Annotated in this window: 20 protein-coding genes; 12 read left to right on the top strand and 8 right to left on the bottom strand. The window is 72.9% G+C overall.

Annotation, left to right across the window (positions count from 1 at the left end; all coding sequences use genetic code 11):
* Nucleotides 1-30: 30 nt before the first annotated feature.
* A complete protein-coding gene (locus ABEA42_RS11920; protein ID WP_345503564.1) occupies nucleotides 31-477 on the bottom strand; it encodes a metallopeptidase family protein in 447 nt (148 codons plus the stop codon).
* Nucleotides 478-537: 60 nt separating this feature from the next.
* On the opposite strand from ABEA42_RS11920, the gene ABEA42_RS11915 reads away from it, so the two are divergent.
* Genes ABEA42_RS11915 through ABEA42_RS11900 form a run of 4 tightly spaced genes read left to right on the top strand, consistent with a single transcriptional unit; the run spans nucleotide 538 to nucleotide 3,841 of the window.
* Nucleotides 538-948 (top strand): DUF3499 domain-containing protein, encoded by a 411-nt coding sequence (locus tag ABEA42_RS11915; RefSeq protein ID WP_056882561.1) that lies wholly within the window; start codon nucleotides 538-540, stop codon nucleotides 946-948.
* A gap of 18 nt (nucleotides 949-966) precedes the next feature.
* A complete protein-coding gene (locus ABEA42_RS11910; RefSeq protein WP_345503557.1) occupies nucleotides 967-2,424 on the top strand; it encodes a phosphomannomutase/phosphoglucomutase in 1,458 nt (485 codons plus the stop codon).
* Entirely contained in the window at nucleotides 2,424-2,627 is a 204-nt protein-coding gene (locus tag ABEA42_RS11905) for a Trm112 family protein (protein WP_345503555.1), read from the top strand. The genes ABEA42_RS11910 and ABEA42_RS11905 overlap by 1 nt, the downstream gene beginning before the upstream one ends.
* A gap of 14 nt (nucleotides 2,628-2,641) precedes the next feature.
* Nucleotides 2,642-3,841, top strand: coding sequence for an SIS domain-containing protein (locus ABEA42_RS11900; protein WP_345503553.1), 1,200 nt, complete (start codon nucleotides 2,642-2,644; stop codon nucleotides 3,839-3,841).
* 34 nt (nucleotides 3,842-3,875) lie between these two features.
* Here the strand turns inward: ABEA42_RS11900 and ABEA42_RS11895 are convergent, their stop codons facing one another.
* The 3 genes from ABEA42_RS11895 to ABEA42_RS11885 are packed head-to-tail and all read right to left on the bottom strand — an operon-like array spanning nucleotide 3,876 to nucleotide 8,082.
* Entirely contained in the window at nucleotides 3,876-4,409 is a 534-nt protein-coding gene (locus tag ABEA42_RS11895) for a YbaK/EbsC family protein (RefSeq protein WP_345503551.1), read from the bottom strand.
* Nucleotides 4,410-4,429: 20 nt separating this feature from the next.
* Nucleotides 4,430-5,833, bottom strand: coding sequence for a hypothetical protein (locus ABEA42_RS11890; protein WP_345503550.1), 1,404 nt, complete (start codon nucleotides 5,831-5,833; stop codon nucleotides 4,430-4,432).
* Nucleotides 5,830-8,082: a hypothetical protein gene (locus ABEA42_RS11885; RefSeq protein ID WP_345503549.1), complete on the bottom strand. Its 2,253-nt coding sequence runs from the start codon at nucleotides 8,080-8,082 to the stop codon at nucleotides 5,830-5,832. The genes ABEA42_RS11890 and ABEA42_RS11885 overlap by 4 nt, the downstream gene beginning before the upstream one ends.
* 182 nt (nucleotides 8,083-8,264) lie before the next feature.
* Here ABEA42_RS11885 and ABEA42_RS11880 point away from each other — a divergent pair, with 182 nt between their 5' ends.
* Together ABEA42_RS11880 and ABEA42_RS11875 are read left to right on the top strand one after the other, a co-directional pair.
* Nucleotides 8,265-9,251: a cation diffusion facilitator family transporter gene (locus tag ABEA42_RS11880; protein ID WP_345503547.1), complete on the top strand. Its 987-nt coding sequence runs from the start codon at nucleotides 8,265-8,267 to the stop codon at nucleotides 9,249-9,251.
* 21 nt (nucleotides 9,252-9,272) lie between these two features.
* On the top strand, nucleotides 9,273-10,940 hold the full coding sequence (locus tag ABEA42_RS11875) for a glycosyltransferase family 39 protein (protein WP_345503545.1): 1,668 nt from the start codon (nucleotides 9,273-9,275) through the stop codon (nucleotides 10,938-10,940).
* Nucleotides 10,941-10,943: 3 nt separating this feature from the next.
* On the opposite strand, the gene ABEA42_RS11870 is transcribed toward ABEA42_RS11875, so the two are convergent.
* Complete coding sequence (locus tag ABEA42_RS11870) at nucleotides 10,944-11,183, bottom strand: hypothetical protein (RefSeq protein ID WP_345503543.1); 240 nt, start codon at nucleotides 11,181-11,183, stop codon at nucleotides 10,944-10,946.
* 216 nt (nucleotides 11,184-11,399) lie between these two features.
* On the opposite strand from ABEA42_RS11870, the gene ahcY reads away from it, so the two are divergent.
* Nucleotides 11,400-12,833, top strand: coding sequence for an adenosylhomocysteinase (ahcY, locus tag ABEA42_RS11865; RefSeq protein WP_345503542.1), 1,434 nt, complete (start codon nucleotides 11,400-11,402; stop codon nucleotides 12,831-12,833).
* A 79-nt stretch (nucleotides 12,834-12,912) separates the two neighbouring features.
* Here the strand turns inward: ahcY and ABEA42_RS11860 are convergent, their stop codons facing one another.
* Nucleotides 12,913-13,359, bottom strand: a complete 447-nt coding sequence (locus tag ABEA42_RS11860; RefSeq protein ID WP_345503541.1) for a GtrA family protein — start codon at nucleotides 13,357-13,359, stop codon at nucleotides 12,913-12,915.
* Nucleotides 13,360-13,572: 213 nt separating this feature from the next.
* Between ABEA42_RS11860 and ABEA42_RS11855 the strand changes: the two genes are divergently transcribed.
* The gene (locus ABEA42_RS11855; protein WP_345503540.1) at nucleotides 13,573-15,342 is read left to right on the top strand and encodes a hypothetical protein; all 1,770 of its coding nucleotides are present in this window, start codon (nucleotides 13,573-13,575) and stop codon (nucleotides 15,340-15,342) included.
* 100 nt (nucleotides 15,343-15,442) lie between these two features.
* Nucleotides 15,443-17,296 (top strand): hypothetical protein, encoded by a 1,854-nt coding sequence (locus ABEA42_RS11850; protein WP_345503539.1) that lies wholly within the window; start codon nucleotides 15,443-15,445, stop codon nucleotides 17,294-17,296.
* Nucleotides 17,297-17,363: 67 nt separating this feature from the next.
* On the opposite strand, the gene ABEA42_RS11845 is transcribed toward ABEA42_RS11850, so the two are convergent.
* Complete coding sequence (locus ABEA42_RS11845) at nucleotides 17,364-18,623, bottom strand: pilus assembly protein TadG-related protein (RefSeq protein WP_345503537.1); 1,260 nt, start codon at nucleotides 18,621-18,623, stop codon at nucleotides 17,364-17,366.
* Nucleotides 18,614-19,114, bottom strand: a complete 501-nt coding sequence (locus ABEA42_RS11840; RefSeq protein ID WP_345503536.1) for a TadE/TadG family type IV pilus assembly protein — start codon at nucleotides 19,112-19,114, stop codon at nucleotides 18,614-18,616. Before ABEA42_RS11840 ends, ABEA42_RS11845 begins: the two co-directional genes overlap by 10 nt.
* Nucleotides 19,115-19,347: 233 nt before the next feature.
* On the opposite strand from ABEA42_RS11840, the gene mtrA reads away from it, so the two are divergent.
* Genes mtrA through ABEA42_RS11825 form a run of 3 tightly spaced genes read left to right on the top strand, consistent with a single transcriptional unit; the run spans nucleotide 19,348 to nucleotide 23,581 of the window.
* Nucleotides 19,348-20,025 (top strand): MtrAB system response regulator MtrA, encoded by a 678-nt coding sequence (gene mtrA, locus ABEA42_RS11835; protein WP_345503535.1) that lies wholly within the window; start codon nucleotides 19,348-19,350, stop codon nucleotides 20,023-20,025.
* Between the two features lie 2 nt (nucleotides 20,026-20,027).
* Nucleotides 20,028-21,815 (top strand): MtrAB system histidine kinase MtrB, encoded by a 1,788-nt coding sequence (mtrB, locus tag ABEA42_RS11830; RefSeq protein WP_345503533.1) that lies wholly within the window; start codon nucleotides 20,028-20,030, stop codon nucleotides 21,813-21,815.
* Nucleotides 21,812-23,581: an LpqB family beta-propeller domain-containing protein gene (locus ABEA42_RS11825; RefSeq protein WP_345503531.1), complete on the top strand. Its 1,770-nt coding sequence runs from the start codon at nucleotides 21,812-21,814 to the stop codon at nucleotides 23,579-23,581. Before mtrB ends, ABEA42_RS11825 begins: the two co-directional genes overlap by 4 nt.

The following is a 23,581-nucleotide window of genomic DNA, read 5'->3' as shown; positions in this document are numbered from 1 at the left end:
GGGTGCTCGCCGGGAGTGGGGACCGGGCGGTCAGTCCTCGCCGGTGTCGTAGCGGGGGTCGAGGTCGCCGGGCGCCATGCCGAACAACGCCGCCACCTGCTCCACCACGACATCGCCGACGATGGCGGTGAGCTCCCGCTGGTCCTGGGCGCGGGCCTCGATCGGCCTGCGGTAGATGACGACCCGTGCGGGCTGGCGCCCGTGCGAGGGGAATGCGCGCCCCAGCGGCACCCCGTCGCGCTCCCACGGCGCGGGGTCGGTCGTCGGCACGTCCTCGACCGCGAACTCGACCTGCTCGAACCGCGGCCCCAGCCTGCTCTCGAGACGGGCGGCGCTGTCGAGCACGAGGTCGTCGAACTGCTGGCGCCGGGTCACCATCGCGGGGACGGCCGGCCACGCGAGCGGCCCGCGGACACCCCGGCCGCGGCGGTCCCGGCGCGGTCCGCGGCGGGCGGCGGGGGAGCCGGGCGAAGTCACACGACCACCCTACGGCGTGCCGGGTCCGCGGCCGCCTGGTCGTCGCATAGAGTCCCGGTCGTGAGTCTGTCCAGAAGGTGCTCCCGCACCGCGTGCCCGAAGGCCGCCATCGCGACGCTCACCTACGTCTACGCCGACCAGACCGCGGTCGTCGGCCCCCTCGCCACCTTCGCCGAGCCGCACACGTACGACCTGTGCCTCGACCACGCCGAGGGTCTCACCGCCCCGCGCGGGTGGGAGATCGTGCGCCTGTCGGGGGAGTACGTCGAGCCCGAGCCGTCGCACGACGACCTGCTCGCCCTGGCCAACGCGGTCCGCGAGGCGGGACGCCCCCGCCTGGGCGAGCAGCCGCTGGCACGCACTGCCGGACACCCCACCGGGCACACCACCGTGCGCGCCGACGACGAGGGTGCCTCGGGCGCCGTCGAGACCGGCCGACGCGGGCACCTGCGCGTCCTGCGCGACAGCTGACCCGGCTAGGGTTGCGGCGTGCCCACGCCCCACCTCGCCGACTTCGTCAAGGCCTACGACGTCAGGGGACTGGTCCCCGAGCAGCTCAACGTCGACGTGGCCTGGGCGCTCGGCTCGGCCTTCGCCCAGGCGGTCGTCCTGCCCGAGGGAGCCACCGGCGTGGTCATCGGGCACGACATGCGCCCGTCCTCGCCGGAGCTGTCCCGGGCGTTCGCGTCCGGCGTGACCGCCCACGGCCTCGACGCCACCCTCATCGGCCTGTGCAGCACCGACGGCCTCTACTACGCCAGCGGCGCCCTCGACCTGCCCGGGGCGATGTTCACCGCCAGCCACAACCCCGCGCAGTACAACGGGATCAAGCTCTGCCGCGCGGGCGCACGCCCCGTCGGGCAGGACTCGGGGCTGGCCACGGTCCGCGACCTCGCGCAGGGGCTGCTCGACACCGGGACCAGCGCCGGGCCGTCGGGCACCAGGCAGGGTGAGGTCGTCGAGCGCGACCTGCTCGCCGACTACGCCGAGTTCCTCCGCGGGCTGGTCGACCTGTCCGGCAGCCGCCCGCTCAAGGTCGTCGTCGACGCGGGCAACGGCATGGGTGGCCACACCGTGCCGGCGGTGCTCGGGACCGGGGCCGGCCTGCCGGAGCTGCCGCTCGAGGTCGTCCCGCTCTACTTCGAGCTCGACGGCACCTTCCCCAACCACGAGGCCAACCCCCTCGAACCGGAGAACCTGCGCGACCTGCAGGCTGCGGTCGTCGAGCACGGCGCCGACATCGGCCTGGCGTTCGACGGTGACGCCGACCGCTGCTTCGTCATCGACGAGCGGGGCGAGCCGGTGAGCCCCAGCGCCGTGACGGCTCTGGTCGCCACCCGTGAGGTCGCGCGCGAGGTGGCCGCTGGCACGAAGGCCTCCGATGTGGCCATCGTCTACAACGTCATCTCCTCCGCCGCCGTCCCGGAGATCATCGCCGAGCAGGGCGCCCGCGGCGTGCGCACGCGCGTGGGCCACTCGTTCATCAAGGCCGAGATGGCGCGCGAGGACGCGGTCTTCGGCGGCGAGCACAGCGCCCACTACTACTTCCGCGACTTCTGGTTCGCCGACACCGGCATGCTGGCCGCGATGCACGTCCTCGCCGCCCTCGGCGAGCAGGGTGAGCCGCTGAGCCGGCTCACCGCCGCCTACAGCCGGTATGCCGCGTCCGGCGAGATCAACTCGACCGTCACCGATGCCGCTGCCGCCACCGCCACGGTGCGCGAGTGGGCTGCCGCGCAGAACGCCGAGTTCGACGAGCTCGACGGGCTGACCGCGACCCATGCGGCGGCCGAGGGGGCCGACGCGACCGGCGACCGGATGTGGTGGCTCAACCTGCGGGCGTCCAACACCGAGCCGCTGCTGCGGCTCAACGTCGAGGCCGCGGACGTGGCCACCATGGAACGGGTGCGGGACGATGTCCTCGCCCTGGTGAGAGGAGAAGGCTGATGGCCGAGCAGACCACAGGAGCCCCGATCGAGCCATGGCTGCGCGAGATCCTGCGCTGCCCTGCCTGTCGCTCTGAGCTCGCGGACGCCACGGGTGCGACCGGTCCGGAGCTGCACTGCACCAGCGCCGAGTGCGGGCTGCAGTACCGCATCGACGACGGCGTCCCCGTCCTGCTCGTCGACGAAGCCCGCAAGCCGGCCTGACCCGGCGGCGTCCGATGGCTCCCTACCTCGACGAGGCGCGCATCGACAGCGAGGACGCCATCGCCGCCCTCGACAGCCACCAGACCCTGCGCGGCCTCGCCACGGCGGGCGCACAGGTCCGTGAGGCCATCGACCTGTCCGCGGAGGGCGGGATCGACCGCGTGGCGGGCGGGGAGCGGCCCCGCTCGGTGCTCGTCGCGTCGCTGGGCGGTTCGGCCGTGGTGTGCGACGTCCTGGACCTGCTGGCCGAGCCGGGGTCGCCGGTGCCCGTCAGCGTGCGTCGCAACGTGCCCCTGCCCGGGTGGGTCGGCCCGCTCGACCTCGTCATCGCCGTGTCCCAGTCCGGCCGCGCCGCAGGACCGCTCGCGCTCGCGGCGGAGGCGGCCCGGCGCGGCGCCTCGCTGCTCACCGTCGGGGCCGCGGACTCTCCCCTCGCCGACGTCGCGGCGCAGGCGCGCGGGGTGCACATCGACATCGGCCGTGGGCGCACGACCTCGCGCACGGCGCTCTGGTCGTTGCTCGCCCCCGTGCTGCTGGCCGCCGGGGGCCTCGGCATCGTCGACGTGGGGGAGCGGGTGCTCCTCGAGACCGCCGACCGCCTCGACGAGGTCGCCGAGGCCTGCCGCCCGTCGTCGGAGTCGTTCGTCAACCCGGCGAAGGTGCTCGCCACCGACCTCGCCGAGGGCGTGCCGGTGGTCCTCGGCGACGGCCCCCTCAACGGTGTCGCGGCCGGCCGCGCCGCGTCGATGCTCGCCCGGACCGCCCGCATACCGGCCATCCACGGCGAGCTCCCGGACGACGCCGCCCAGATCGTCGCCTGCCTCGACGGACCCTTCACCACCGCGTACGGCGCCGCGGCAGCCGCCCGGGGCGGGTCCGGTCCCGGGGGCGGCGCGGACATCTTCGCCGACCCGTTCCTCGACGGGCCGGTCTCGCCGCGGCTGGGCCTGCTCATGCTGCGCGACGCCGCCCCGGACCCGATGACCCGTGAGGCCGCCGAGTCAGCTGCCGTGGCCGACGCCGTCGCCGAGGCCGCACGCGAGGCCGGGGCCAGGGTCAGCGAGGTCACGGCCCAGCCCGGGCACCCCCTGACCCGCCTCGCCGGTCAGCTCGCCACCACCGACTTCGCGGCCACCTACCTCGCGCTCGGGCTCGGCCTCGACCCGGCCGTGTCTCCGCACGTCTCGGACCTGCGTCACCGCACCGGCCGCTGACGCCCCCTATCGACCCTCAGGAGCTCAAGGACCCTCAGGAGCCTTGGGCCAGGGCGAGCACCTCGGCCGTGGGCAGCGCCGCGAGCTCTGAGGCGTCGACGACGAGCTTGCTGGCGCGGATGCCGCTTCCGATGACGACCTGGCCAGCAGCCACGACCGCCTCGTCGACCAGGACCGGCCACCCGTCGGGGAGGCCGACCGGCGTGATGCCGCCGAACTCCATGCCGGTGAGCGCCACGGCGTCCTCCTGCGGCGCGAAGCTGATCTTCCTGACGTCGAGGTGGCGCCGGACCACGCCGTTGACGTCGGCGCGGGAGGAGGCCAGCACGACGACCGCTGCGTAGCGCAGCTCCCCGTTGCGCTTGCCAGCGACCACCACGCAGTTGGCCGAGTGCTCCGGCGCGCTGTCGTAGGCCTCGCAGAACGCCGCGGTGTCGGCCAGCGTCGGGTCGATGACCGCGACCCGCGCGCTGGGGGCGAGGGGCAGCGAACTCACGACGGCCGGGGCCAGGTGCTCGGGGTGGTCGGCGGCGGGGGACCAGCTGAGGGTGCCTTCTGCGCGGTTCACGCGAGTGAGGCTACCCACTGCTACCGGGCCGGTCCCGCTTCGAGCAGGACGTACCCCGCGTCGGCACCGCGGCTGCTCCAGCCCCGGGCCTGCAGCGCGGCCACGAGGGGGGCCTCGCGCTCCACGAGGGCGGCGCGCGCACCGTACGCGTCGAAGTCGCGCTCCCAGCCGGGCCGGGCGCCGAGCACCCGCAGGTAGGTCCGTGCGCGGGCGGGGCCGTAGATCTCGGCCCTGGTGTCGGCCGTGTGGCGCAGACCGGGGTGGCTGTACATCAGCCAGCCGCCGAGCAGGTCGCTGTTCCACACGACCGTGCCGGTCGGCAGGGCCGACAGCGACCCGTCGAGCCGCGACGGCACTCCCTGGGGGTCGTCGGGCCCGTTGGCCGCGAGCACGGCGGCGAGGCCGAGGGCGGCGACCAGGCCAGCCCCGACGAGGGCGCGTTCGCGGCTGCTGGCACGCGGACGGGGACGGGCCAGGGCGCGGTCGAGCGCCTGGGCGGCGAGCGGGGCGACGACGATCGCACCGATGCCGACGGTCCGCATCGCCGACGCACCCCAGGCGACGGCGAGGAGCCAGAGGAGCACCTCGACCCACCGTGGCCGGGACCGGGCGACGAACCAGAGGGTCGGGACGAGCAGCACGAGGGCGAGCGTGACCAGCACCGAGGGGCTGTCGAGCGTGGGGCGGCGCCACTCGAGGATGTAGGGGCTGACCGCCCGCACCGTCGCGAAGCTGTCGTAGAGGCGCAGGCCGAGAGGGGTCAGGGCGGTGGCCGCCAGGCTCGCCGCGACGACCGCCGCCAGGCGCAGCAGGGTCCCGTGGGGGGCCCTTCGCTCGAGCGCGAGCCCGACCACCACCGCAGCGCCCACCGAGAGCCCGACGACCCACGTCCCGTGGCAGCTGGCCCACAGCCACGTCACGCCGACCAGCCACCACCGCGGCCGCAGGTCGCGCGCGGTGCGCAGCCAGGCCCCGACGACGACAGCCAGAAGGACGAACCCCACGAGCTGCGGTCGCGGGCTCAGGCTGTCTGCGGTCCCGAGCACTGCGGCACCGGCGACCAGGGCTGCCGCCAGCGGGCCGGCGACCCCCCGACAGAGGGCGAGGAGGGAGACGCACACCGCCAGCTGCCCCGCGGTCGCCAGCCAGGCCAGGGCAGGCAGGCCGCCGAGGTGCGCGGCCCCGGACATGGCCAGCTCCGGGAGCCACTGGTTGAGCACCCACGGCTGGGTCGTGAAGCTCGCGTACGGGTCGGGGCCGGCCAGGTCGTGGGTGCGCCACACGTGCTCACCCGCGAGGACGTGCCACAACGCGTCTGGGTCGCTGATGCCCGACCCGGCGTGACGCGCGAGGGCGAGCAGGAGCAGCACGAAGGCGACGAGCGGCCCCCAGCGCAGGACGCCCGGCGCCTCCCCGTCCCTCATCGCAGCGACGGCGGCGAGGCTGCGGCGAACTCCTGCAGGCTCGCCGCGTTGACGCCGGAGGCGGTCTCGACCCGCAGGTCCGACACCTTGAGCGACGCCTGGTCGCGGCCCTGGCTGCCGCTGATGGCGGTGACGCCGCCGGTCGCCTCGAGCCGGAGCTCGGTGCGCCCGCGGGGGAGGGTGAGGGGCACCGTGACCGTCCGCGGCTGGTCCTGGGTGACGGTGACGGTACGGGTGGGTGTGCCGGGCGCGGTGATGGTCACCGTGCGCTGGGCGTCGCCGTTGCCGGCGACCTCGAGGCTCACCTGGACCTGCACCGGGGCGTTGCCGAGGTTGCTGGCGGTGATGACGGCTGCCGGGCCGGTCCACTGCGACGGCCGGCCGGAGGTGAGCTCGACGAGGGAGCCGGCGAGGCTCACGACGACCGGCTGCAGCACCGCATCACGGCGTCGGGCAAGGCCGTCCTCGCCGAGGGAGGCACTGAGCGCCGCCCCCGTCGGGCGCAGGTCGTAGGCGACGAGGTGTTCGCGCGCTGCGGTGGCGACCGGCGCACCGAGGCGCTCCTGGAGCGCGGCGGTGGGGTCGTTGGACCCGGTGTAGCCGTCGCGGTCGACCTCGACGGCGCAGAACCCGGCCGCGGCGAGGTCCTCGACGAGCCGCTGGTGGTCGGCGACCGGGAGCGCGAGCTGCCAGTCGGCGCGGTTGGTGCCGCGGATCGCGCCGTAGCTCCACCCCAGGGATGCGGGGGAGGCGATGCTGGGCAGCAGGAGGTCGTAGTCGCCCATCGAGCCGGGCGGCGTCTCCTCCGGGTAGGCGAGCACGGGCAGCTGGAAGACGGGGCAGCTGCGCCCGACGTGGTCGGCCAGGTCGTGGGTGAACGCGGTGAGCTCGGCCTGCTGCCGGGCGAGCCGGTCGTATCGCGGTGCCACCCCGGGGTTGGTCTGGTCGAGGACGCCCAGCGCGAGGACGACCGCGGCGACGACCCAGGCGGTGCGGCGACCGTGCCTGCGCCCGAGGCGGCTCAGCCACAGGCCGACGGCCAGGAGCCCGAAGAGCGCGATGAGCACGACGAACCGGGACCACGTGCGGATCTGCGGGGTGAAGAACAGGGCGACGACCGAGCCGAGCCCGGCGCGGGTGTAGAAGGCGAGCGAGACGAGGGTGAGGACGGCGAGCAGCCCCCACAGGCCGTTGGACCGCCGGCCGAACGCCAGCGACGCCAGGGCGACCCACAGGATGGCGACGACCCCGGCGAGGGCGACCACTCCGAGCGCCGGCCGTTCCACGCTGGGCGGCGCGGCCACGCCGTACGCGAAGGAGAGGAAGCGCAGGGGGGCGGCGCGGTGCTCGTACCAGGGGAGCACCAGCTCGATGATCTTGCCGGCGTAGGTCTCGGACTCGCCGATGACGCGTTGCGCCGGCAGCGCCCCGGTGACGAGGTCGCCCGCCCGTCCGCGCGTGGCGGCGAAGAGGGACCCGCCGCAGAGGAGGCCGAGCACCGCCGCGGCGAGAGCCCCCGGCACCAGGGCGACCGCCCGGCTCCCGGTGCCGAGGCGGAACACGAGCACCACCGCGAGCAGGATGAGGGTGAAGGCCACGTAGTAGACGTCGGAGAGGCCGACGACGAGCAGGATCGCGGCCGTCCGCGCCACCGCCCACCGGGCCCTGCGGGCGACCGCGCCGCCGGCACGCAGGTCGGACCGCGGGGGAAGCAGCGCCTCGCCCCGGGCGACCCGGACGACCAGCCACACGGCGAGCGGCACGGTCCAGTACGCCGCCAGCCACAGGTGCGCGAACCACTCCTGGTGCCCGGGGATGACGGAGAACAGGACGCCCGTGACGACGGCGGCCGGCCGGGTCGCGCCGAGCTGCCGGGCCAGCCAGTAGGCGGCAAGGGCCGCGGCGGGGAAGCCGAGGACGAAGAAGACAGCACTCGCGGTGGCTGCCGAGTCGGTGAACAGCCCCAGCGCCTTGATGCCTGCGAAGTTGAGGACGTCCGCCGTGGAGAACCACGCCTGGTTGAGGCCGAACGGGGCGCCCACGTGGTCGTTGACGCGGTACCAGTCGCTGCGCAGGATCGCGCCCACCTGCACGAGGACCTGGGGGGCGTCACCTGACAGGGACAGGGGGGTGCCCGGTCGCCACTGCCAGAGCCGCAGCGCCTGCGCGGCGGCGAGGAAGGACAGGACCGCCGTCAGCACCGGGCCCGCGGCGGAGCCCGCGAACGCACGGATCCGCGGCGAGGTCACCAGAGGAGTATGGGGGAGCCGGCGCGGGGTGCCGGTCCCCGGCGCGCAGTTTCGGCCGAAGGGACGACGCAGCCGGCGGGGACGACCGAGGGACGACCGGAGAGACGACCGGAGAGACGACCGGAGCGACGACCGGAGGGACGACACGGCACCCTCCCGACGCCGCCTATACGCTGTCCGCCATGTCAACCGAGGGTGGGACCAGGGCGATCCTGGCGGCGCTGGCCGCCAATCTGGGGATCGCGGTCACGAAGTTCATCGCGTTCCTGCTGTCGGGGTCCAGCTCGATGCTGGCCGAGTCGGTGCACTCGCTGGCCGACTCCGGCAACCAGGGCCTGCTGCTCCTCGGTGGCAAGAAGGCCAAGCAGGAGGCGACACCCGAGCACCCGTTCGGCTTCGGCCGCGAGCGCTACGTCTACGCGTTCATCGTGAGCATCGTGCTCTTCAGCATCGGTGGCCTCTTCGCCCTGTACGAGGCGTACCACAAGTACCACGAGAGCCGGCTCCACGGCGGCGCCATCACGAGCTGGCAGTGGCTGCCCGTCGCCGTGCTGGTCGCGGCGATCGTGATGGAGGGCTTCTCCTTCCGCACGGCCATCCAGGAGAGCAACCACTCCCGCGGCAAGCGGTCGTGGAAGGAGTTCATCCGGTCGGCGAAGGCACCCGAGCTCCCCGTCATCCTGCTCGAGGACTTCGCCGCCCTCGTCGGCCTCGTGTCCGCCCTCATCGGGGTCTCCCTCACCCTCATCACCGGCAGTGGTGTCTGGGACGCGTTCGGCACGGGCGCGATCGGCCTCCTGCTCGTCTCCGTGGCGATCGTCCTCGCCATCGAGATGAAGTCGCTGCTCATCGGCGAGTCCGCCAACCCCGCAGCCCGCCGTCGCATCGAGGAGGCGCTGGCCTCACCCGACGGCATCGAGCGCGTCATCCACGCCAAGACCATGCACCTCGGACCGGAGGAGCTGCTCGTCGCGGCCAAGCTCGCGGTGGCCCCCGGCTCCGACGCGGCTGCCATCGCCGACGCGATCAACCAGGCCGAGGCGGCAGCCCGCGCCACCGAGCCCGACATGACCCTGGTGATGTACCTCGAGCCCGACATCGACCTCGGCCCGGCCGCCGCCGCGAGCGCACCGGCCGCCGCGCCGAGCAGCACGTCGGGGGAGCAGTAGCCAGCAGTTAGTCTGGTCCCCATGTCCACGGAGGTCCCTGCACGTCGCGCCACCGGATCGACCTCCCCGGACGGAGGGACCGCCGTCGCGCAGCCGAAGGACGAGCAGCCGTCCGTCGCCGAGAAGACTGCGCCCGGGCGCCACTGGCTGAGCGGACGGCCGTTCCGCGGTCTGCACCTGCTCGAGGCCGCCGTCATCGGGCTCGCGGTCATCGCGCTGGCCTACGTCTACCGCTCGATCATCGTGCCCACCGACCCGTGGCACTACGTGCGCTCGGCGATGTACTTCCCCAGCGACGGGTGGGTGGCCCTGGGCTACACGCGCTACGGCATCGTCCTGGCCAACATCCCCACCGTCTGGCTGTTCGGGAACGCCCAGGCCACCTACTACTTCTGGCCGATCCTGTCCTCCGGGCTGATGGCTGCCGGCGTCTACCTGCTCGGCCGCCGCTTCTGGGGGCCGGTGGCGGGACTCGCCGCGGTGGCTCTGCTCATCTCCAACCGGGTCGTCTTCTACAACCTGTCCCGCGGCTACCCCGACATCATGTCGATGGCCATCTTCGTCGGCGCCATCCTCTGCGCCCTCGCCGCGCGCGACCAGCAGGCCAACGCCCGTCGCGCGTGGCCCTGGCTGCTGGCCACCGGCTTCCTGCTCGGCTGGGGCTTCGAGGTGCGCGAGACCTCGATGCTGGTCTGGCCGCTGATCGCCGTCATCCTCGTGCAGCGTCGCCACCTGCTGCGCACCATCGGCCTCGTGGTCCTGCCCATCGCCGGCTGGGCGGCCCTCGACGTCCTCATCAGCTGGGTGGCCTACGAGGACCCGCTGCTGAAGTTCCACGTCCTGACCGGGCTCGACGTGAGCCTGGCGGAGACCGCCACCGGCGAGGTCAAGAACGCCGCCGTCCTCAACCAGCCTCGCAGCTTCTACGTCACCTACATCCCGGACCGGGCGCTGCAGGGCGAGGGCGGGCTGTGGATGGTGATCATGGGAGCACTCACGCTCGTCGGACTGTTCGTCCGCAACCACGCGGTGCGCCTCATGAGCCTGTGGTTCCTGCTCGCCTACGGACTCACCGTCCTCGCCGGCGGAGCCCTCGACCCGGCCCACCCCCGCGGCCTGCTCCACGTCGAGCGCTACTGGATCCCGTTCGTGCCGGCGATGGCCCTCGCGAGCGCAGGCCTGGTCGCGGTGACCGTGCAGTGGGTTGCCCGCCACTCGCCGCTGCGTCGCGCCTCCAGGGGCCTGGTCACGGTGTTGGGGGCCGCGCTCGCGGTCGCGCTCTGCTGGGGCCCGGTGGCGTTCGCGGTGCAGTACGCGTCCGCCAACCCGGCGTTCGCCCCGGCCGGTGGCGCCGCGTTGGAGGAACTGCGCAGCGAGCTCGACCGGCGCGACTTCCAGGGCGGGCGGATCTTCTCCGACTGGGAGACGGTGCGGATCTTCGAGGCCTACCAGCGGCCGTTCTTCGGCGGCGCCAAGGAGTTCCCGGGCCAGGCCCGCAGCATCACCGGCGGCCCGCAGCCGCAGGCCGGTGACTACGTCGTGCTGTGGCAGAAGAACTCCAAGACGTGCGGGTTCTGCTCCAGCGCCCTCAAGCCGTGGACGGCAAAGCACCCCGACGGGCCGCCCTCCTCCTGGAAGGTCGAGTACACGACCAGCCACGGCATCCTGACGCTCTACAAGGTGCAGTAACGGTCAGCCCTCGAAGGACTTCCCCTCGTCCACGCCTTCCTCGGCGGAGCGGGGCAGGCGGTCCTCCTGGTTGTCGGGGTCGACCTGGTAGTCGGACTTCACCTCGTCCCACGCCTCCATCTTCTCCTCGTCGACGTCCAGCTCGACCCGCTCCTCCTGCTGGGTGTCGTCCGCGGCGGTCTCGTCCCGGTCCACCTCGGAGTCCGCGATCTCGCTGGGTACACCGCTGCTGGGCTCGGTCATGGTGCTGCCTCTCCGTCGATGGTCCTGGGTGCCTGTGGTCCTGACCACACCTTCCTACTGCACGCCCGCGGCACGCGCACGACGGATGTGGTGCTGCACGTGGCAGCCGGTAGACTGGGCGGTCGCCGGCGTGGGTGATAACCCGCTCCTTCGATGTTCGCCCAGATGGGCTGCGCCGGGTCCGCAAACCAGCAAGTCAACTTCAGGAGTTCTTCCATGTCCTTTGACTACAAGGTTGCCGACCTGAGCCTCCACGAGGCCGGCCGTCACCAGATCCGCCTCGCCGAGCACGAGATGCCCGGCCTGATGTCCCTGCGCGAGGAGTTCGGGGCGGCCCAGCCGCTCAAGGGCGCCCGCGTCGCCGGCTCGCTGCACATGACCGTGCAGACGGCCGTGCTCATCGAGACGCTCACCGCGCTCGGTGCCGAGGTCCGTTGGGCCTCCTGCAACATCTACTCCACCCAGGACGAGGCGGCCGCTGCGGTCGTCGTCGGCAAGGGCACCCCGGAGGACCCGCAGGGTGTCCCCGTCTTCGCCTGGAAGGGTGAGACGCTCGAGGAGTACTGGGAGTGCACCGAGCAGATCCTGACCTGGCCCGGTGGCGAGGGCGCCAACATGATCCTCGACGACGGTGGCGACGCCACGATGCTCGTCCACAAGGGTCGCGCGTGGGAGCTCGCCGGTGCGGTGCCCGCGACCGACGAGGAGGACTCCGAGGAGGTCGGCGTCTTCAAGGAGCTCGTCCGCAAGACGCTCAAGGCCGACCCCACCAAGTGGACCAAGGTCGCCGAGCAGATCAAGGGCGTCACCGAGGAGACCACGACCGGTGTGCTGCGCCTCTACGAGCTCGCCGCCTCCGGCGACCTGCTCTTCCCGGCGATCAACGTCAACGACTCGGTCACCAAGTCCAAGTTCGACAACAAGTACGGCGTGCGCCACTCGGTCATCGACGGCCTCAACCGTGCGACCGACGTCCTCATCGGTGGCAAGGTCGCCGTCGTCGCCGGCTTCGGCGATGTGGGCAAGGGCTGCGCCGCCGCGCTGGCCGGCCAGGGCGCCCGTGTCATCGTCACCGAGATCGACCCGATCTGCGCTCTGCAGGCCGCGATGGAGGGCTACCAGGTCGCCCGCCTCGAGGACGTCCTCGACATCGCCGACATCTTCGTGACGACGACCGGCAACTTCAACATCATCACCGCCGAGCACATGGTGAAGATGAAGAACAAGGCGATCGTGTCCAACATCGGCCACTTCGACAACGAGATCGACATGGCCGGCCTCGCCCGCGTCCCCGGCGTGACCAAGACGCAGATCAAGCCGCAGGTCCACGAGTGGACCTTCGACAACGGCAACTCGATCATCGTGCTGTCCGAGGGTCGCCTGATGAACCTCGGCAACGCCACGGGCCACCCGAGCTTCGTGATGTCGAACTCCTTCGCCAACCAGACGATCGCCCAGATCGAGCTGTTCACGAAGAACGACGAGTACGACAAGCAGGTTTACGTGCTGCCCAAGCACCTCGACGAGAAGGTCGCCCGCCTGCACCTCGACGCCCTGGGCGCCAAGCTCACCGAGCTGACCAAGGCCCAGGCCGAGTACATCGGCGTCGACGTCGCCGGCCCGTACAAGTCGGAGCACTACCGCTACTGAGGTCCAGCCTCACCGGTACGCCTCACGGCACCAGCACCACCGATGCCGCTCGCCCCTCGGGGCGGGCGGCATCGCCGTGTCAGCGGGAGGCGAAGATCCAGGTGCGCATCGCGACGTAGCGGACCACGGTCGAGCCGACCATCGAGCCGCCGACGACCAGCGTCTGCACCAGCGTGGGGGGCTGCGAGGTCCAGGCGTGCAGGAGCCAGAGGGCGCCGGCCGACAGGGCCCACGTCAGGGCGAACAGGGCCAGCGACTGGACGTGCTGCCGGGCCGCGGCAGTCGTGCCGGTGACGCCGAAGGTGAAGCGGCGGTTGGCCGCGGTGTTGGCGACGGTGGCGACCAGCAGTGCGCCGAGGTTCGCGGCCTGGCTGGTGGGCAGCAGGTGCAGGAGGGCGGCGAAGAGGCCCAGGTGCACGACGGTACTGCCCACGCCCACACAGGCGAACCGCACGATGGTGGGGTCGAGGCGGCGGGCCAGGGTGCGCGGCGTGGCGACCTCGGTCAGCAGTGGTGTGGCTGCCATGGCGTCCCCTTCGCGCGCTCGGACCTGTCCTCGCCCGGAGCCTAGGGACGCGGTCGGCCGGTGTGCGGGGGCTCCGGGTCGTTCCACCAGAACAGCCCACCGACGGTCCGCCGAACGGACGACTCCCACCAGCCGCGTCCGCGGGGAGCGGGCGGCACCGGAGGTAGTCTGCGGCCGGTTGCCGCGACGGGCGCAACGGGCTGGGGGGATCTCATGGGCGTGCGCGCTGCGATGGCAGCTGCCCGAGCCGTCCCCCTGGCGCTGAGTTCGTGTGTCGCCCTCGTCATGGCGTTCGTCGCGAACCGTGGCCTCGACCCCGTCGACGAGAGCTACCTGTTGCGGATGGTCGACAACCCGCAGGCGACTCGGCCGGCCGGTGACGTCTACCTCTTCGCGTTCGTCGTGCACCCGCTGTACGAGCTCGTGGGCCGGGACGTCGCTGCCCTGCGCCTGGCGGGGTTCGCGATCGTGGCCGTGGCCGCGGCGGTGCTCTGCCGTGAGTCCCTCGCCCTGCTCGCGGCCGGTGGCGTGGTCCTGCGCAGGTCGCACGTGGTCCTGGCCGTGGCGGTCGCGGCCGCCGCGTCGCTGTTCGTCTTCTCCTTCGACGTCGCGGTGCCTGCCTACCGCTCGGTCGCCCTGGTGGGGCTCATGGCCGTCGCGGTCGGCGTGGCCCGGGCCCTGCGTGGCCACGCGGTGGTGGGGGGAGCCTGCCTCGGCTCGGGCGGCTGGGTCACCTTCGTCGGCAAGCCGACGTCCGCCGCCGCCCTGGTGGTCGTGCTGCTGGTCGTGGTCGCCGGGGCCCGGCTGGTCTCTCGTCGTCTCGTCGCTGCGACCGTGGTCTCCGGCCTCGTCGCGGCCGTCCTGACGCTCGCGGTGGCGCAGCTGTCCCCGGCCGCGGCCCTCGACTACCTGTCTAGGGGCGCCGACGGGTCGAGCCGGCTCGGCAACCACTCCGGTGTCGCGATGATGCTCGGGCTGACGAACCTGCGGCTCGAGGGCCTCGTGGTGCTCGGGCCGTTGTTCGTGCTGCCGCTCGTCGTCGCGCGTGCGTGGGGTGCGCAGGCGGGACGGCGCAGGCACGCGGCGTTCGAGCTCGGGTACGCCGCGGCGATGGTCGCGGTGACCGTCGCCGCGTGCCTTCTGGCCGGCCGGTGGCTGGGCGGCATGGGGCTGGGGTGGCAGGTCTTTTCCGTCGGGCTGGTGGTCCCGGTGGTGGTTGCCGTCCACCTGGCGCACCGGGCGAGGAGCCGTGGCCTTGTCGGGCGCGCGGTGCCGGGTGAGGCGGCGTACCTGGGGCTCCTGCTCGTGCTGCCCTGGGTCAGCGCGGTGGGGTCGAACGTGTCGTTCACGGTGGGCATGCCCCTGACCGCGGTCTTCTGGGTGGTGGCCCTGGCGGTGGTGACCTTTCCGCGGGAGGGGGCGGCCGCGGATCGGGCGGGGTTCCGCCGGGCGATGACCCTCGCGGCGGCCTTGACGCTGACGATGACCGTCGCGGAGCAGACCAACGGGCTGCCCGGTGGTGACCTGTCCGCCACGCTGCGCCCGGCGCAGGTCGGGGGCGGCACGCTGCTCCTGCGCCCGGACGACGCCACGGCCGCGCAGCTCATCCATGACGCGGCACGGCGAGGCGGTCTCGGGCCGGACACGCCTGTCGTGGACCTCACCGGCGTGGGCGCCGGCTACGCGTTCCTCGCGGGTGGGCGCCCGATCGGCCGCGCGCACCTGTACGCAGACCTCCCGGACAGCCTTGCCGCGGCGCGCGTGTCGCTGGACTCGGCCTCCTGCGGGGAGCGTGCCCGGGCGTGGGTCGTGACGGCACCCAGCATGGGCACCGGGATCACCCCCGCGCTGACGCGGGGCAGGGTCTCGTTCGCCGACGACTACGAGGTCATGGCCCGCTTCACCTCCCGCCAAGCGAGGGGCACCTGGGAGATACAGCTGCTCCGGCCCACGTCGAGCGTCCCGCAGCGGATGGGTTGCTGATGCCTCCCGGCACGCGACGGGGTCACCCGAACGGACGAAACGCCGTCACAGGTGGGGCGGGACCGGCCACGGCGCACCGTTCCTGCGGGAGGATCACCGGGTGAGTCCGACCGGTGCGGCCCAGACCAGCCTGCGCGCGCCCGACCCCGGCACCCGACGCGGCGTCCTCGAGACGGCGGGCGCGGCGCTGGTGCTGCCCGGGGCGGTCGCCGCAGCAGCTGCCCTCGCGGGCCTGGCGCTGCCTGCCCTCGCCCTGCTCGTCGTCGCGGGCGCCGCCTGCCTGGGTCGCAGCTGGCGTCGGTTGCCCCAGAACCTCCCCGCCTCGCTGACGCTGGTGACCGTTGCCCTGGTCGCGGTGGCCCAGCTGGCGTCGGTGCTGGGCTGGCGGCTGTTCGGCTCGGCGCTGGTCGTGCGGGGCCTGCTGGCGCTCGCTGGGCTGGCCCTGGCCGCCACCGGGTTTCTCCTCGCCCGCGCTGCGACCGTGGTTGACGCGGACGCGGACACACGGCTCGGTACCCGTCCGACGGAGCCGCTGGCCGGTCGCTGGGCGTTCGTGCCGGGCGGGGTGCTGGCCGCGTACGGGCTGGTCTACCAGCTGCTCCCCGAGGGGCGCCGCGTCGAGTGGTTCCTCGGCGGGGACAACATCCGGCACCTGTGGCTCGCGGCCGAGGAGGGCTGGCGGGGCAACCTCGAGTACGCCGTGCAGAGCTCGCCCCGCGCGTGGCACACGCTCCTCGTGACGGCGTGGTCCGCCGAGGGCGGGTCGATCGACGGCCCGGGGCTGCGCTCGCTCGTCTCGGTGATGTCGACGGGGCTCTGGTTCGCGTTCGCCGTCCTCGCCGTGGCCATCGGCGTCGCCGCCGACCTCACGGCGCGTCGTCTCGGCCTGGGGCCGCGGGGGAGGGCATTCGCCGGGGTCCTCGCGGGCAGCGCGACCCTGTGGCCGACGTTCTTCGGCAACTACATGGTCCTGGGCTTCGAGACCGCGATCTTCTGCGCGGTGCTGCTCGCCGTGACGGTGGTGGAGGTGCTGCAGCGGCCCGGGAGCCGCACCGCGGTCGTCGTCACCGCAGCGGCCGGGGTCCTCGTGGCACACACGTGGCAGCTCGTCCTCCCCGCCGCGGCCCTCGCCGTGCTCGCGACCGGCTGGGCCCACGTGCGCCCCGAACCCCGCTCGCGCCGCAGGTGGGGCCTGCTCGCGGTGACGTACGGCGTGGGCGTGCTCCTCGCCTCGCCCAGCCTGTTCGCCGTGACCCAGCGGATCGGCTTCGACCGCGCGTCCATCCAGGGGGTACCCGCGCCGGCTCTCAGTGGCTGGCTGCCGTTCACCCTCGCCGGCGTCGTCGCGGTGCTGGTGCTGCGCCGCCGCGACCCGCTTCTCCCCGTCATCGCGCTGATGAGCCTGGGCACGACGTTCCTCGCGGTGCTCGTCGCCCTGCACGCCGGGGTCCCCGTGACCCACTACTACCCGCGCAAGATGCTCTGGCAGGGTTGCCTGCTCGGCCTGCCGCTCGCCGTGCCCATGTCGGTGCTGACGGCCTCGCGTCTGCGCGCCCGGGTGGCGGGCGGCGCGGCGCTGCGGGTGGTCGGCGGGGCCGGGCTGGCCGGTGCGCTCGGCCTCAGCTGGGTGTTCCCGGCGATGGCCGTCGCGGGGCCGTGGGACCACGTCGACGGCGACACCGTGCTCGACGCCGCCACGGCACCGCAGGCCGTCGAGGCCCGCGTCGTGTGGCTCGGCGGCAGCCCCATCCAGGACACCGTCACCCGTGTCCTGCTCGACTTCTACCGGGTGTCGACGCCCCTGGACCGCACGATCCAGTACCCCGCCCCGGTGGGGGAGGAGTGCTCGCTCTTCGCGGGCCACGAGCCGGCCACCGTGCTCAGCCTCGCCTCACCGGCCGAGGTGGCCGCGCGGTACTCCTGCGTGACTGCGCCGGTGGTCGTCCACCCCTGAACCAGCGGAGGCCGTCGCCACCCGGGTGGGGAGGCGACGGCCGGTGGAGCGTAGTGACCAGCCCGGCTCAGCGGGTGAGGGACTCCTTGCCGCGGTAGACGGTGGCGTCGACGGCGTTGTTCACCACGACGCAGCTGGTGGTGCCGTTCGTCGTCGCGCCGCCGAGGACGATCGGTCCACCCGAGAAGCCGAAGCAGGAACCACCGTTGAAGTCGAGGACCGATGAGGGCGCGTAGACCTTGCCGGTGATCGAGGTGAGGCCGTTGCCCTGCAGCGTCAGCACGTTCGTGTTCGTGGGGTCGTAGACGATGGAGAACCCGGCGGTCGGGCCGGTGGTCATGGGGGTGATGTTGACCAGGCCGTTCTTGAGGTCGAGCAGGCCGTTGGGACTCATCGCGTAGAGCGTCACACCACCGGTGGGCGACGTCAGCACGGTGTTGTTCTTGGCGCCCCAGGTGCCGGTGACGTAGTAGAGCCCCGGCAGGAGGGGGCAGGGACCGTTGTTGAGGGTGACGTCTCCGTAGATGCCGGGCCCCTGCGTACAGGGGTCGGTCTTCGGGGTCTGGACCGGCAGGGCGAGGGGAAGCGCGATCTGGCCCGCGAGCGGGTCGCCGAAGGCGGGGATCTGGACGAACGGGGGCGTCGGGTGGACGGCGCCGGAGACGGTCCCCACGACACCGTTCGAGACCGAGGTCCAGTAGCTCTGGGGCCCGGTCGCGACGTTGCCGTTGACGGCGATGGCGCCACCGCTCACGGAGAAGTCACCGTTGCCGGCGTCGACGTTGCCGAGGAAGCACAGGCTGCACTTGACGGTTTTGGCGACGGTGGCGTGGGCCAGGCTGCCCACGGCGATGGTCTGGTTGCCGGTCACCCCGCCGAAGAACGTGCCGATGTTCTTGGTGGGGGCCTTGACTCGCACGGTGGTCGGCGAGGACGCGTTGTCGAACGAGATGCACGGCGTGCTGCCGGTGGGCACGTACGTCAGGGCAGAGGCGTCGGTGCAGGAGTCCCAGTCGGTGCTGGCCACGTTGAAGTTGGACGCTGCGAAGCTCTTTGCGGCGTCCACCGCGTCCTTGAAGCACGGCGGCGTCTGCCCCGACGCCACGGTGCAGTTGTTGGAGATCGGGATGAGCATGTTCGCGGCCGCGAGCGCCGACGCGTCGGACGCGTTCTGCGACTGGCGGCGCATGTCCTTGGCGTTGCCGAGGTCGACCACGAGCGCGGCACACATGACCAGCACGATCATCATGAGCGCGACCACGACGGTCACGGCCCCCTGCTCGTCGCGGCGGGCCCGAGCCAGCACTGCCCGAGGGTTCAGCACCATGAGGAACTCCAGTCCCCGCCGCTCGGGGCGGCATCAGCGGTGTAGGTGAGCGGTGAGGGCACGGGCGTGTTGACCTCGATGGACATGATGGTGCGGGTCTGCAGCGGCTTGGAGGGGAAGGGCGTGTAGCCGGTGAGGCTGGTCTCCTTCACCTGGGCGCACACCACGAGACGTCCCCCCTGGACCCACCCGTCGGGCGTGAGCACCTGCACCCGCACCGACGACGCGCCCAGGGTGTTGTCGGTGGCCCGCTTGGTGGCGCAGGCGATCTTGTCCATGGAGGTGCCGGTCGTGCAGGCCGGGTCGAACTGCTGGACCACGGCCTGACGCGCGGCCTCTCGGGCGCCCTGGCGCAGGCCGATGGCGTCGAAGAACAGGAAGCCGTAGTCGATGATCCCGAACAGCAGGAGGAACAGGACAGGCACGATGAGTGCGAACTCGACGGCTGACGCACCGCCTTCACGGTGTCCGTGGCCGAGCCGATGCCTCATGGCAGTCACGTGCGAGTCTCCCTGCGTTCCCGTGGACGCCCTCGGTCTGGGCGTCCGCCCCCACAGTTTGGACGTGGGGGTGCGCACCCGAAATCGTCCAAACGGTCGAAGCCGTGCGTCGGACGGCCATCGTTTCCCTGCGCCTTCTTGCCGTAGGTCCCGGACCGGACCGCAAGGGTGTGTGATGATTCGTGAGGGAATCTTTACGCACTGCAGGGAGAGGGCTGACGCAGGTGAAGGGTCGCGTGCTCATCGTCGACGACGATCTGGCGCTGGCGGAGATGCTGGGCATCGTCCTGCGCAACGAGGGCCTCGAGGTCTCGCACGTCGCCGACGGCAGCAACGCCCTCGGCGCCTTCCGTGACGCCAAGCCCGACCTCGTGCTGCTCGACGTGATGCTTCCCGGCCTCGACGGCATGGAGGTGTGCCGCCGGATCCGTGCCGAGTCCGGGGTCCCGATCGTCATGCTCACCGCCCGGACCGACACCGTCGACGTGGTGGTCGGGCTCGAGTCCGGCGCCGACGACTACGTCGTGAAGCCGTTCAAGCCGCAGGAGCTCATCGCCCGCATCCGTGCCCGCCTGCGCCGGGGTGACGAGCCCGAGCCCGAGCGCCTCGAGATCGGCGACCTCGTCATCGACGTGGCCGGCCACTCGGTGAAGCGCGGCGGCGAGGCGCTGTCGCTCACGCCCCTGGAGTTCGACCTCCTCGTCGCCCTGGCCCGCAAGCCGTGGCAGGTCTTCACCCGGGAGGTCCTCCTCGAGCAGGTGTGGGGCTACCGCCACGCCGGCGACACCCGCCTGGTCAACGTCCACGTGCAGCGCCTGCGCTCCAAGATCGAGCACGACCCCGAGCACCCGGAGATCGTCGTCACCGTCCGCGGCGTCGGCTACAAGGCCGGTCCGAGCTGACGATGTCCACCCCGGGCACGTCCTCCCCGCGGTGGCCTGCCGACCGCAAGGAGGTGCTGCGCGCGGTACGCCGCCTGCTCCGCTCCCTGCGGCAACGGCTCACCACCGCGCTGAGGTGGCTCGTGCACGCGTGGCGCTCGTCGCTGCAGGTGCGGGTGGTCAGCACCACCATGCTCCTCGGGCTGCTCGTCGTCCTCGGCCTCGGCTCCTACCTCTACTCCTCGATCTCCGACGGGCTCGAGCAGGACCGCATCACGACGGCCCAGCTCGAGACCTCGCGGCTCACCAGCCAGGTGCAGGACCGGTTCGACGAGAGCGACCAGAGCAGCCAGCCCGCCCTCAACCTGCTGGCCCAGCAGACCATCAAGAGCGTCGCGGCTCCCGGGGGCGACAACGAGCGCTACCTCGTGTTCGCTCGCAGCCTCGGCAACACCTCGGTCCAGACCGTGCAGACCGTCCTCAGCGGTGAGGTCGGGCTCTCGAGCATCCCGGCCGAGATGCGCCAGGCCATCAGGGCCGACCCGCGGCGCCAGCAGGTCACCCTCATCGGCATCACCGACCCCCAGACCGAGCAGCAGGTCCCGGCGGTCCTCGTGGGCTCGCAGGTGGAGCTCCCGGTGGCCGGCAAGTACGACCTGTACGTCGTGTTCCCGATGCAGCGCGAGCAGGCCACCCTCAACCTCATCACCCGCACCTTCGCGATCGGTGGCTTCGCCCTCGTCGCCCTCGTCGGTGCCATCGCGTACGTCGTGACGCGCCAGGTCGTGAACCCGGTGCGGCGGGCGGCCGTGGTCGCCGAGCGGCTCTCCTCCGGCCGGCTCAACGAGCGGATGCGGGCCCGGGGCGAGGACGACCTGGCCCGGCTGGCCAAGTCGTTCAACGAGATGGCAGACAGCCTGCAGACCCAGATCCGCCAGCTCGAGGGGCTGTCCCGGGTGCAGCAGCGGTTCGTCTCGGACGTCTCCCACGAGCTGCGGACCCCGCTGACGACCATCCGCATGGCGGCCGACCTGATCCACGACTCCCGCCGCGACTTCGACCCCACGGTCTCGCGGTCGGCGGAGCTGCTGCACAACGAGCTCGACCGGTTCGAGGAGCTGCTGGCCGACCTGCTCGAGATCAGCCGGTTCGACGCCGGTGCGGCCGCGCTCGACGTCGACCTCATCGACCTGCGCGACACCGTCGCGCGGGCCGTGCACTCGGCCCAGCCGCTGGCCGAACGCTGGGGGAGCACGATCACCGTGACGGCGGACGGCCCCTGCCAGGCCGACATGGACCCCCGCCGCGTCGAGCGGATCCTGCGCAACCTCATCGTCAACGCCGTCGAGCACGGCGAGGGCAGGCCCGTCGAGATCCACCTGGCCACCAACGACACCGCGGTCGCCGTCACCGTCCGCGACCACGGTGTGGGGCTGCGGCCCGGCGAGGCCGCCCTGGTCTTCAACCGGTTCTGGCGCGCCGACCCGGCCCGCGCGCGCACGACCGGCGGCACCGGCCTGGGCCTCGCCATCTCGCTGGAGGACGCCCGCCTGCACGACGGCTGGCTCCAAGCGTGGGGGGAGCCGGGCCAGGGTTCCTGCTTCCGGCTGACGCTGCCCCGGCGCGCCGGCGGGACCATTGGCGACTCGCCCCTTCCACTACGCCCGGACGACGCCCCCAGCCATGCGACGGCACCCACGTCCGCGAACCCGCCCGCTCGCCGCGACGGGCCCGGCCGGCCCGTCGCGCTGGGAGGCGCCACCCCGGCCGCACCGGAGCAGGCGCCCACCCTCCCCGGGAGCGCACGGTGAGGGCGCGGTACGCCGTCGCGGTCGCCGGCTGCGTCGCGACCGTGCTGTCCGCCTGCGGAGGCGGCCTGTCCACCAGTGCCCCGATCCAGCCGGGGCTCGACGTCGGGTCGGTGCAGGAGAACGAGGTCCGCGTAGAGGCGAACCCGATCGCCCCCGGCTCGTCGCCCGAGCAGGTCGTCAGTGGCTTCATCCGCGCCGCGGCAGCCAGCGACGACCAGTACCAGGTGGCGCGCTCGTACCTCACCAGCGGTCCCGCGACGGGCTGGCGCCCCGACACCTCGGTGGTCATCTTCTCCAACGACTCCGAGCTGCGCGTCAGGCAGACCGGAGCCGGCACCGTCACCGCCACGGCTACCGCGACCGCCCGGGTCGACGGCAACGGCCGCTACCAGGAGCTGCCCGCCAACTCGACCGACGAGGTGACGTTCGGCGTGCAGCGCAGCGGCGGGGAGTGGCGCATCACCGCCCTGCCGGACCAGTTCGGCACCTGGCTGAGCGAGTCCGACTTCGACCGCCTCTACGACCCCTACCGCATCTACTTCCTCTCCACGACGCAGCGGCGCCTCGTGCCCGACGTCCGGTGGTTCCCCCTCGGGACCGGCCTCGCCACCCGACTGGCGCGGTCGCTCATCGCCGGCGTGCCCGAATACCTGCGCGGCGCGGTCCGCACCGACGTGCCGCCCGGCACGCGGCTGGCCGTCGACTCGGTGACCATCGACTCCGGCACCGCGACCGTCGACCTCACCGCCACCCAGCTCGCGACCGACCCCGCCCAGCGCCAGAACCTCGGTGCGCAGTTCCTCGCGACGGTCACGCAGGCGCCCGGGGTCAGCCAGGTCGCCCTGCAGCTCGAGGGCGCCGCCCTGCAGGTGCCGGGGGCCGACGGCCCGCTGCGCTCGCTGTCGGCCCTCGGGTTCCCTTCCACGAGCGACCCCACCGCCAAGCCGTTGCTGCGCATCGGCTCGACGCTGGTCCCCGTCGACCCGGACGAGGTCGGCGACCCCGGGGAGCGGCCACCGCCGCCCAGCACCGTCTCGCTGCCGTCGCTGCAGGCCGGGTGGGCGTACCCCGCCCTGTCGGCCGACGGGAAGGAGGTCGCCGCCGTGGGCGGTGACCGCACCCAGCTGGCCCGGTGGCGCGGCAAGACGCAGGTGCAGCTGCTCACCTTCGGGTCCTTGCTGACCCGGCCGACCTACGACCTGCACGAGCTGCTCTGGGTCGCCGGTCGCGACAAGGGCGCCACCCGCATCTGGACCCTCGACACCCGTGGCGACCCGGCCTCGACCGCCAAGGCAGTGCCGCAGACCGTCTCCGTCGGGTGGCTCGCCGACCGGCGCGTGGTCAGCCTGCGGGTCTCCCCGGACGGGCAGCGCGTCGCCGTCGTCAGCACCGACGCCGAGGGCAACGCGCCCCGCGTCGACGTCGCCGGCGTGGTGCGTGGCACCAACGACCTGCCCCTGAGCCTGGCCCCGCCCCTCACCCTGGCGCCGACGCTGACCCTGGTCCGCGACGTGGTCTGGGTCGACGACGCCACCCTGGTCGCGCTGGGGCGAAAGAACTCCGGCCAGGTCATCCGCCCCTGGACCGTGCCGCTCGGTGGCCAGGTCGCCGCCGGTCCGGAGATCGCCGGTGCCCGCACCATCACCACGATCAACGGCGAGCGCGGCCTCATCGTCACCACCGACGCCGGGCAGGTGCTCATTCGGGCCGGCAGCCGCTGGCAACCCGTGGGCGAGGGCAGCGACCTCCTCGTCGCTGCCCGCTAG

It is taken from the genome of Pedococcus ginsenosidimutans (assembly GCF_039544395.1).
Classification (GTDB): domain Bacteria; phylum Actinomycetota; class Actinomycetes; order Actinomycetales; family Dermatophilaceae; genus Pedococcus; species Pedococcus ginsenosidimutans.
Note: the sequence above shows the minus strand (reverse complement) of the source record. Positions and strands in the feature narration are given on the sequence as shown.

Coding starts and splice junctions, on each gene's coding strand:
- ABEA42_RS11905 (WP_345503555.1), top strand. CDS start 2,424: ATGGCCGAGCAGACCACAGGAGCCCCGATCGAGCCATGGCTGCGCGAG.
- ABEA42_RS11900 (WP_345503553.1), top strand. CDS start 2,642: ATGGCTCCCTACCTCGACGAGGCGCGCATCGACAGCGAGGACGCCATC.
- ABEA42_RS11890 (WP_345503550.1), bottom strand. CDS start 5,833: ATGAGGGACGGGGAGGCGCCGGGCGTCCTGCGCTGGGGGCCGCTCGTC.
- ABEA42_RS11880 (WP_345503547.1), top strand. CDS start 8,265: ATGTCAACCGAGGGTGGGACCAGGGCGATCCTGGCGGCGCTGGCCGCC.
- ABEA42_RS11875 (WP_345503545.1), top strand. CDS start 9,273: ATGTCCACGGAGGTCCCTGCACGTCGCGCCACCGGATCGACCTCCCCG.
- ABEA42_RS11870 (WP_345503543.1), bottom strand. CDS start 11,183: ATGACCGAGCCCAGCAGCGGTGTACCCAGCGAGATCGCGGACTCCGAG.
- ahcY (WP_345503542.1), top strand. CDS start 11,400: ATGTCCTTTGACTACAAGGTTGCCGACCTGAGCCTCCACGAGGCCGGC.
- ABEA42_RS11860 (WP_345503541.1), bottom strand. CDS start 13,359: ATGGCAGCCACACCACTGCTGACCGAGGTCGCCACGCCGCGCACCCTG.
- ABEA42_RS11855 (WP_345503540.1), top strand. CDS start 13,573: ATGGGCGTGCGCGCTGCGATGGCAGCTGCCCGAGCCGTCCCCCTGGCG.
- ABEA42_RS11845 (WP_345503537.1), bottom strand. CDS start 18,623: ATGGTGCTGAACCCTCGGGCAGTGCTGGCTCGGGCCCGCCGCGACGAG.
- ABEA42_RS11840 (WP_345503536.1), bottom strand. CDS start 19,114: ATGAGGCATCGGCTCGGCCACGGACACCGTGAAGGCGGTGCGTCAGCC.
- mtrB (WP_345503533.1), top strand. CDS start 20,028: ATGTCCACCCCGGGCACGTCCTCCCCGCGGTGGCCTGCCGACCGCAAG.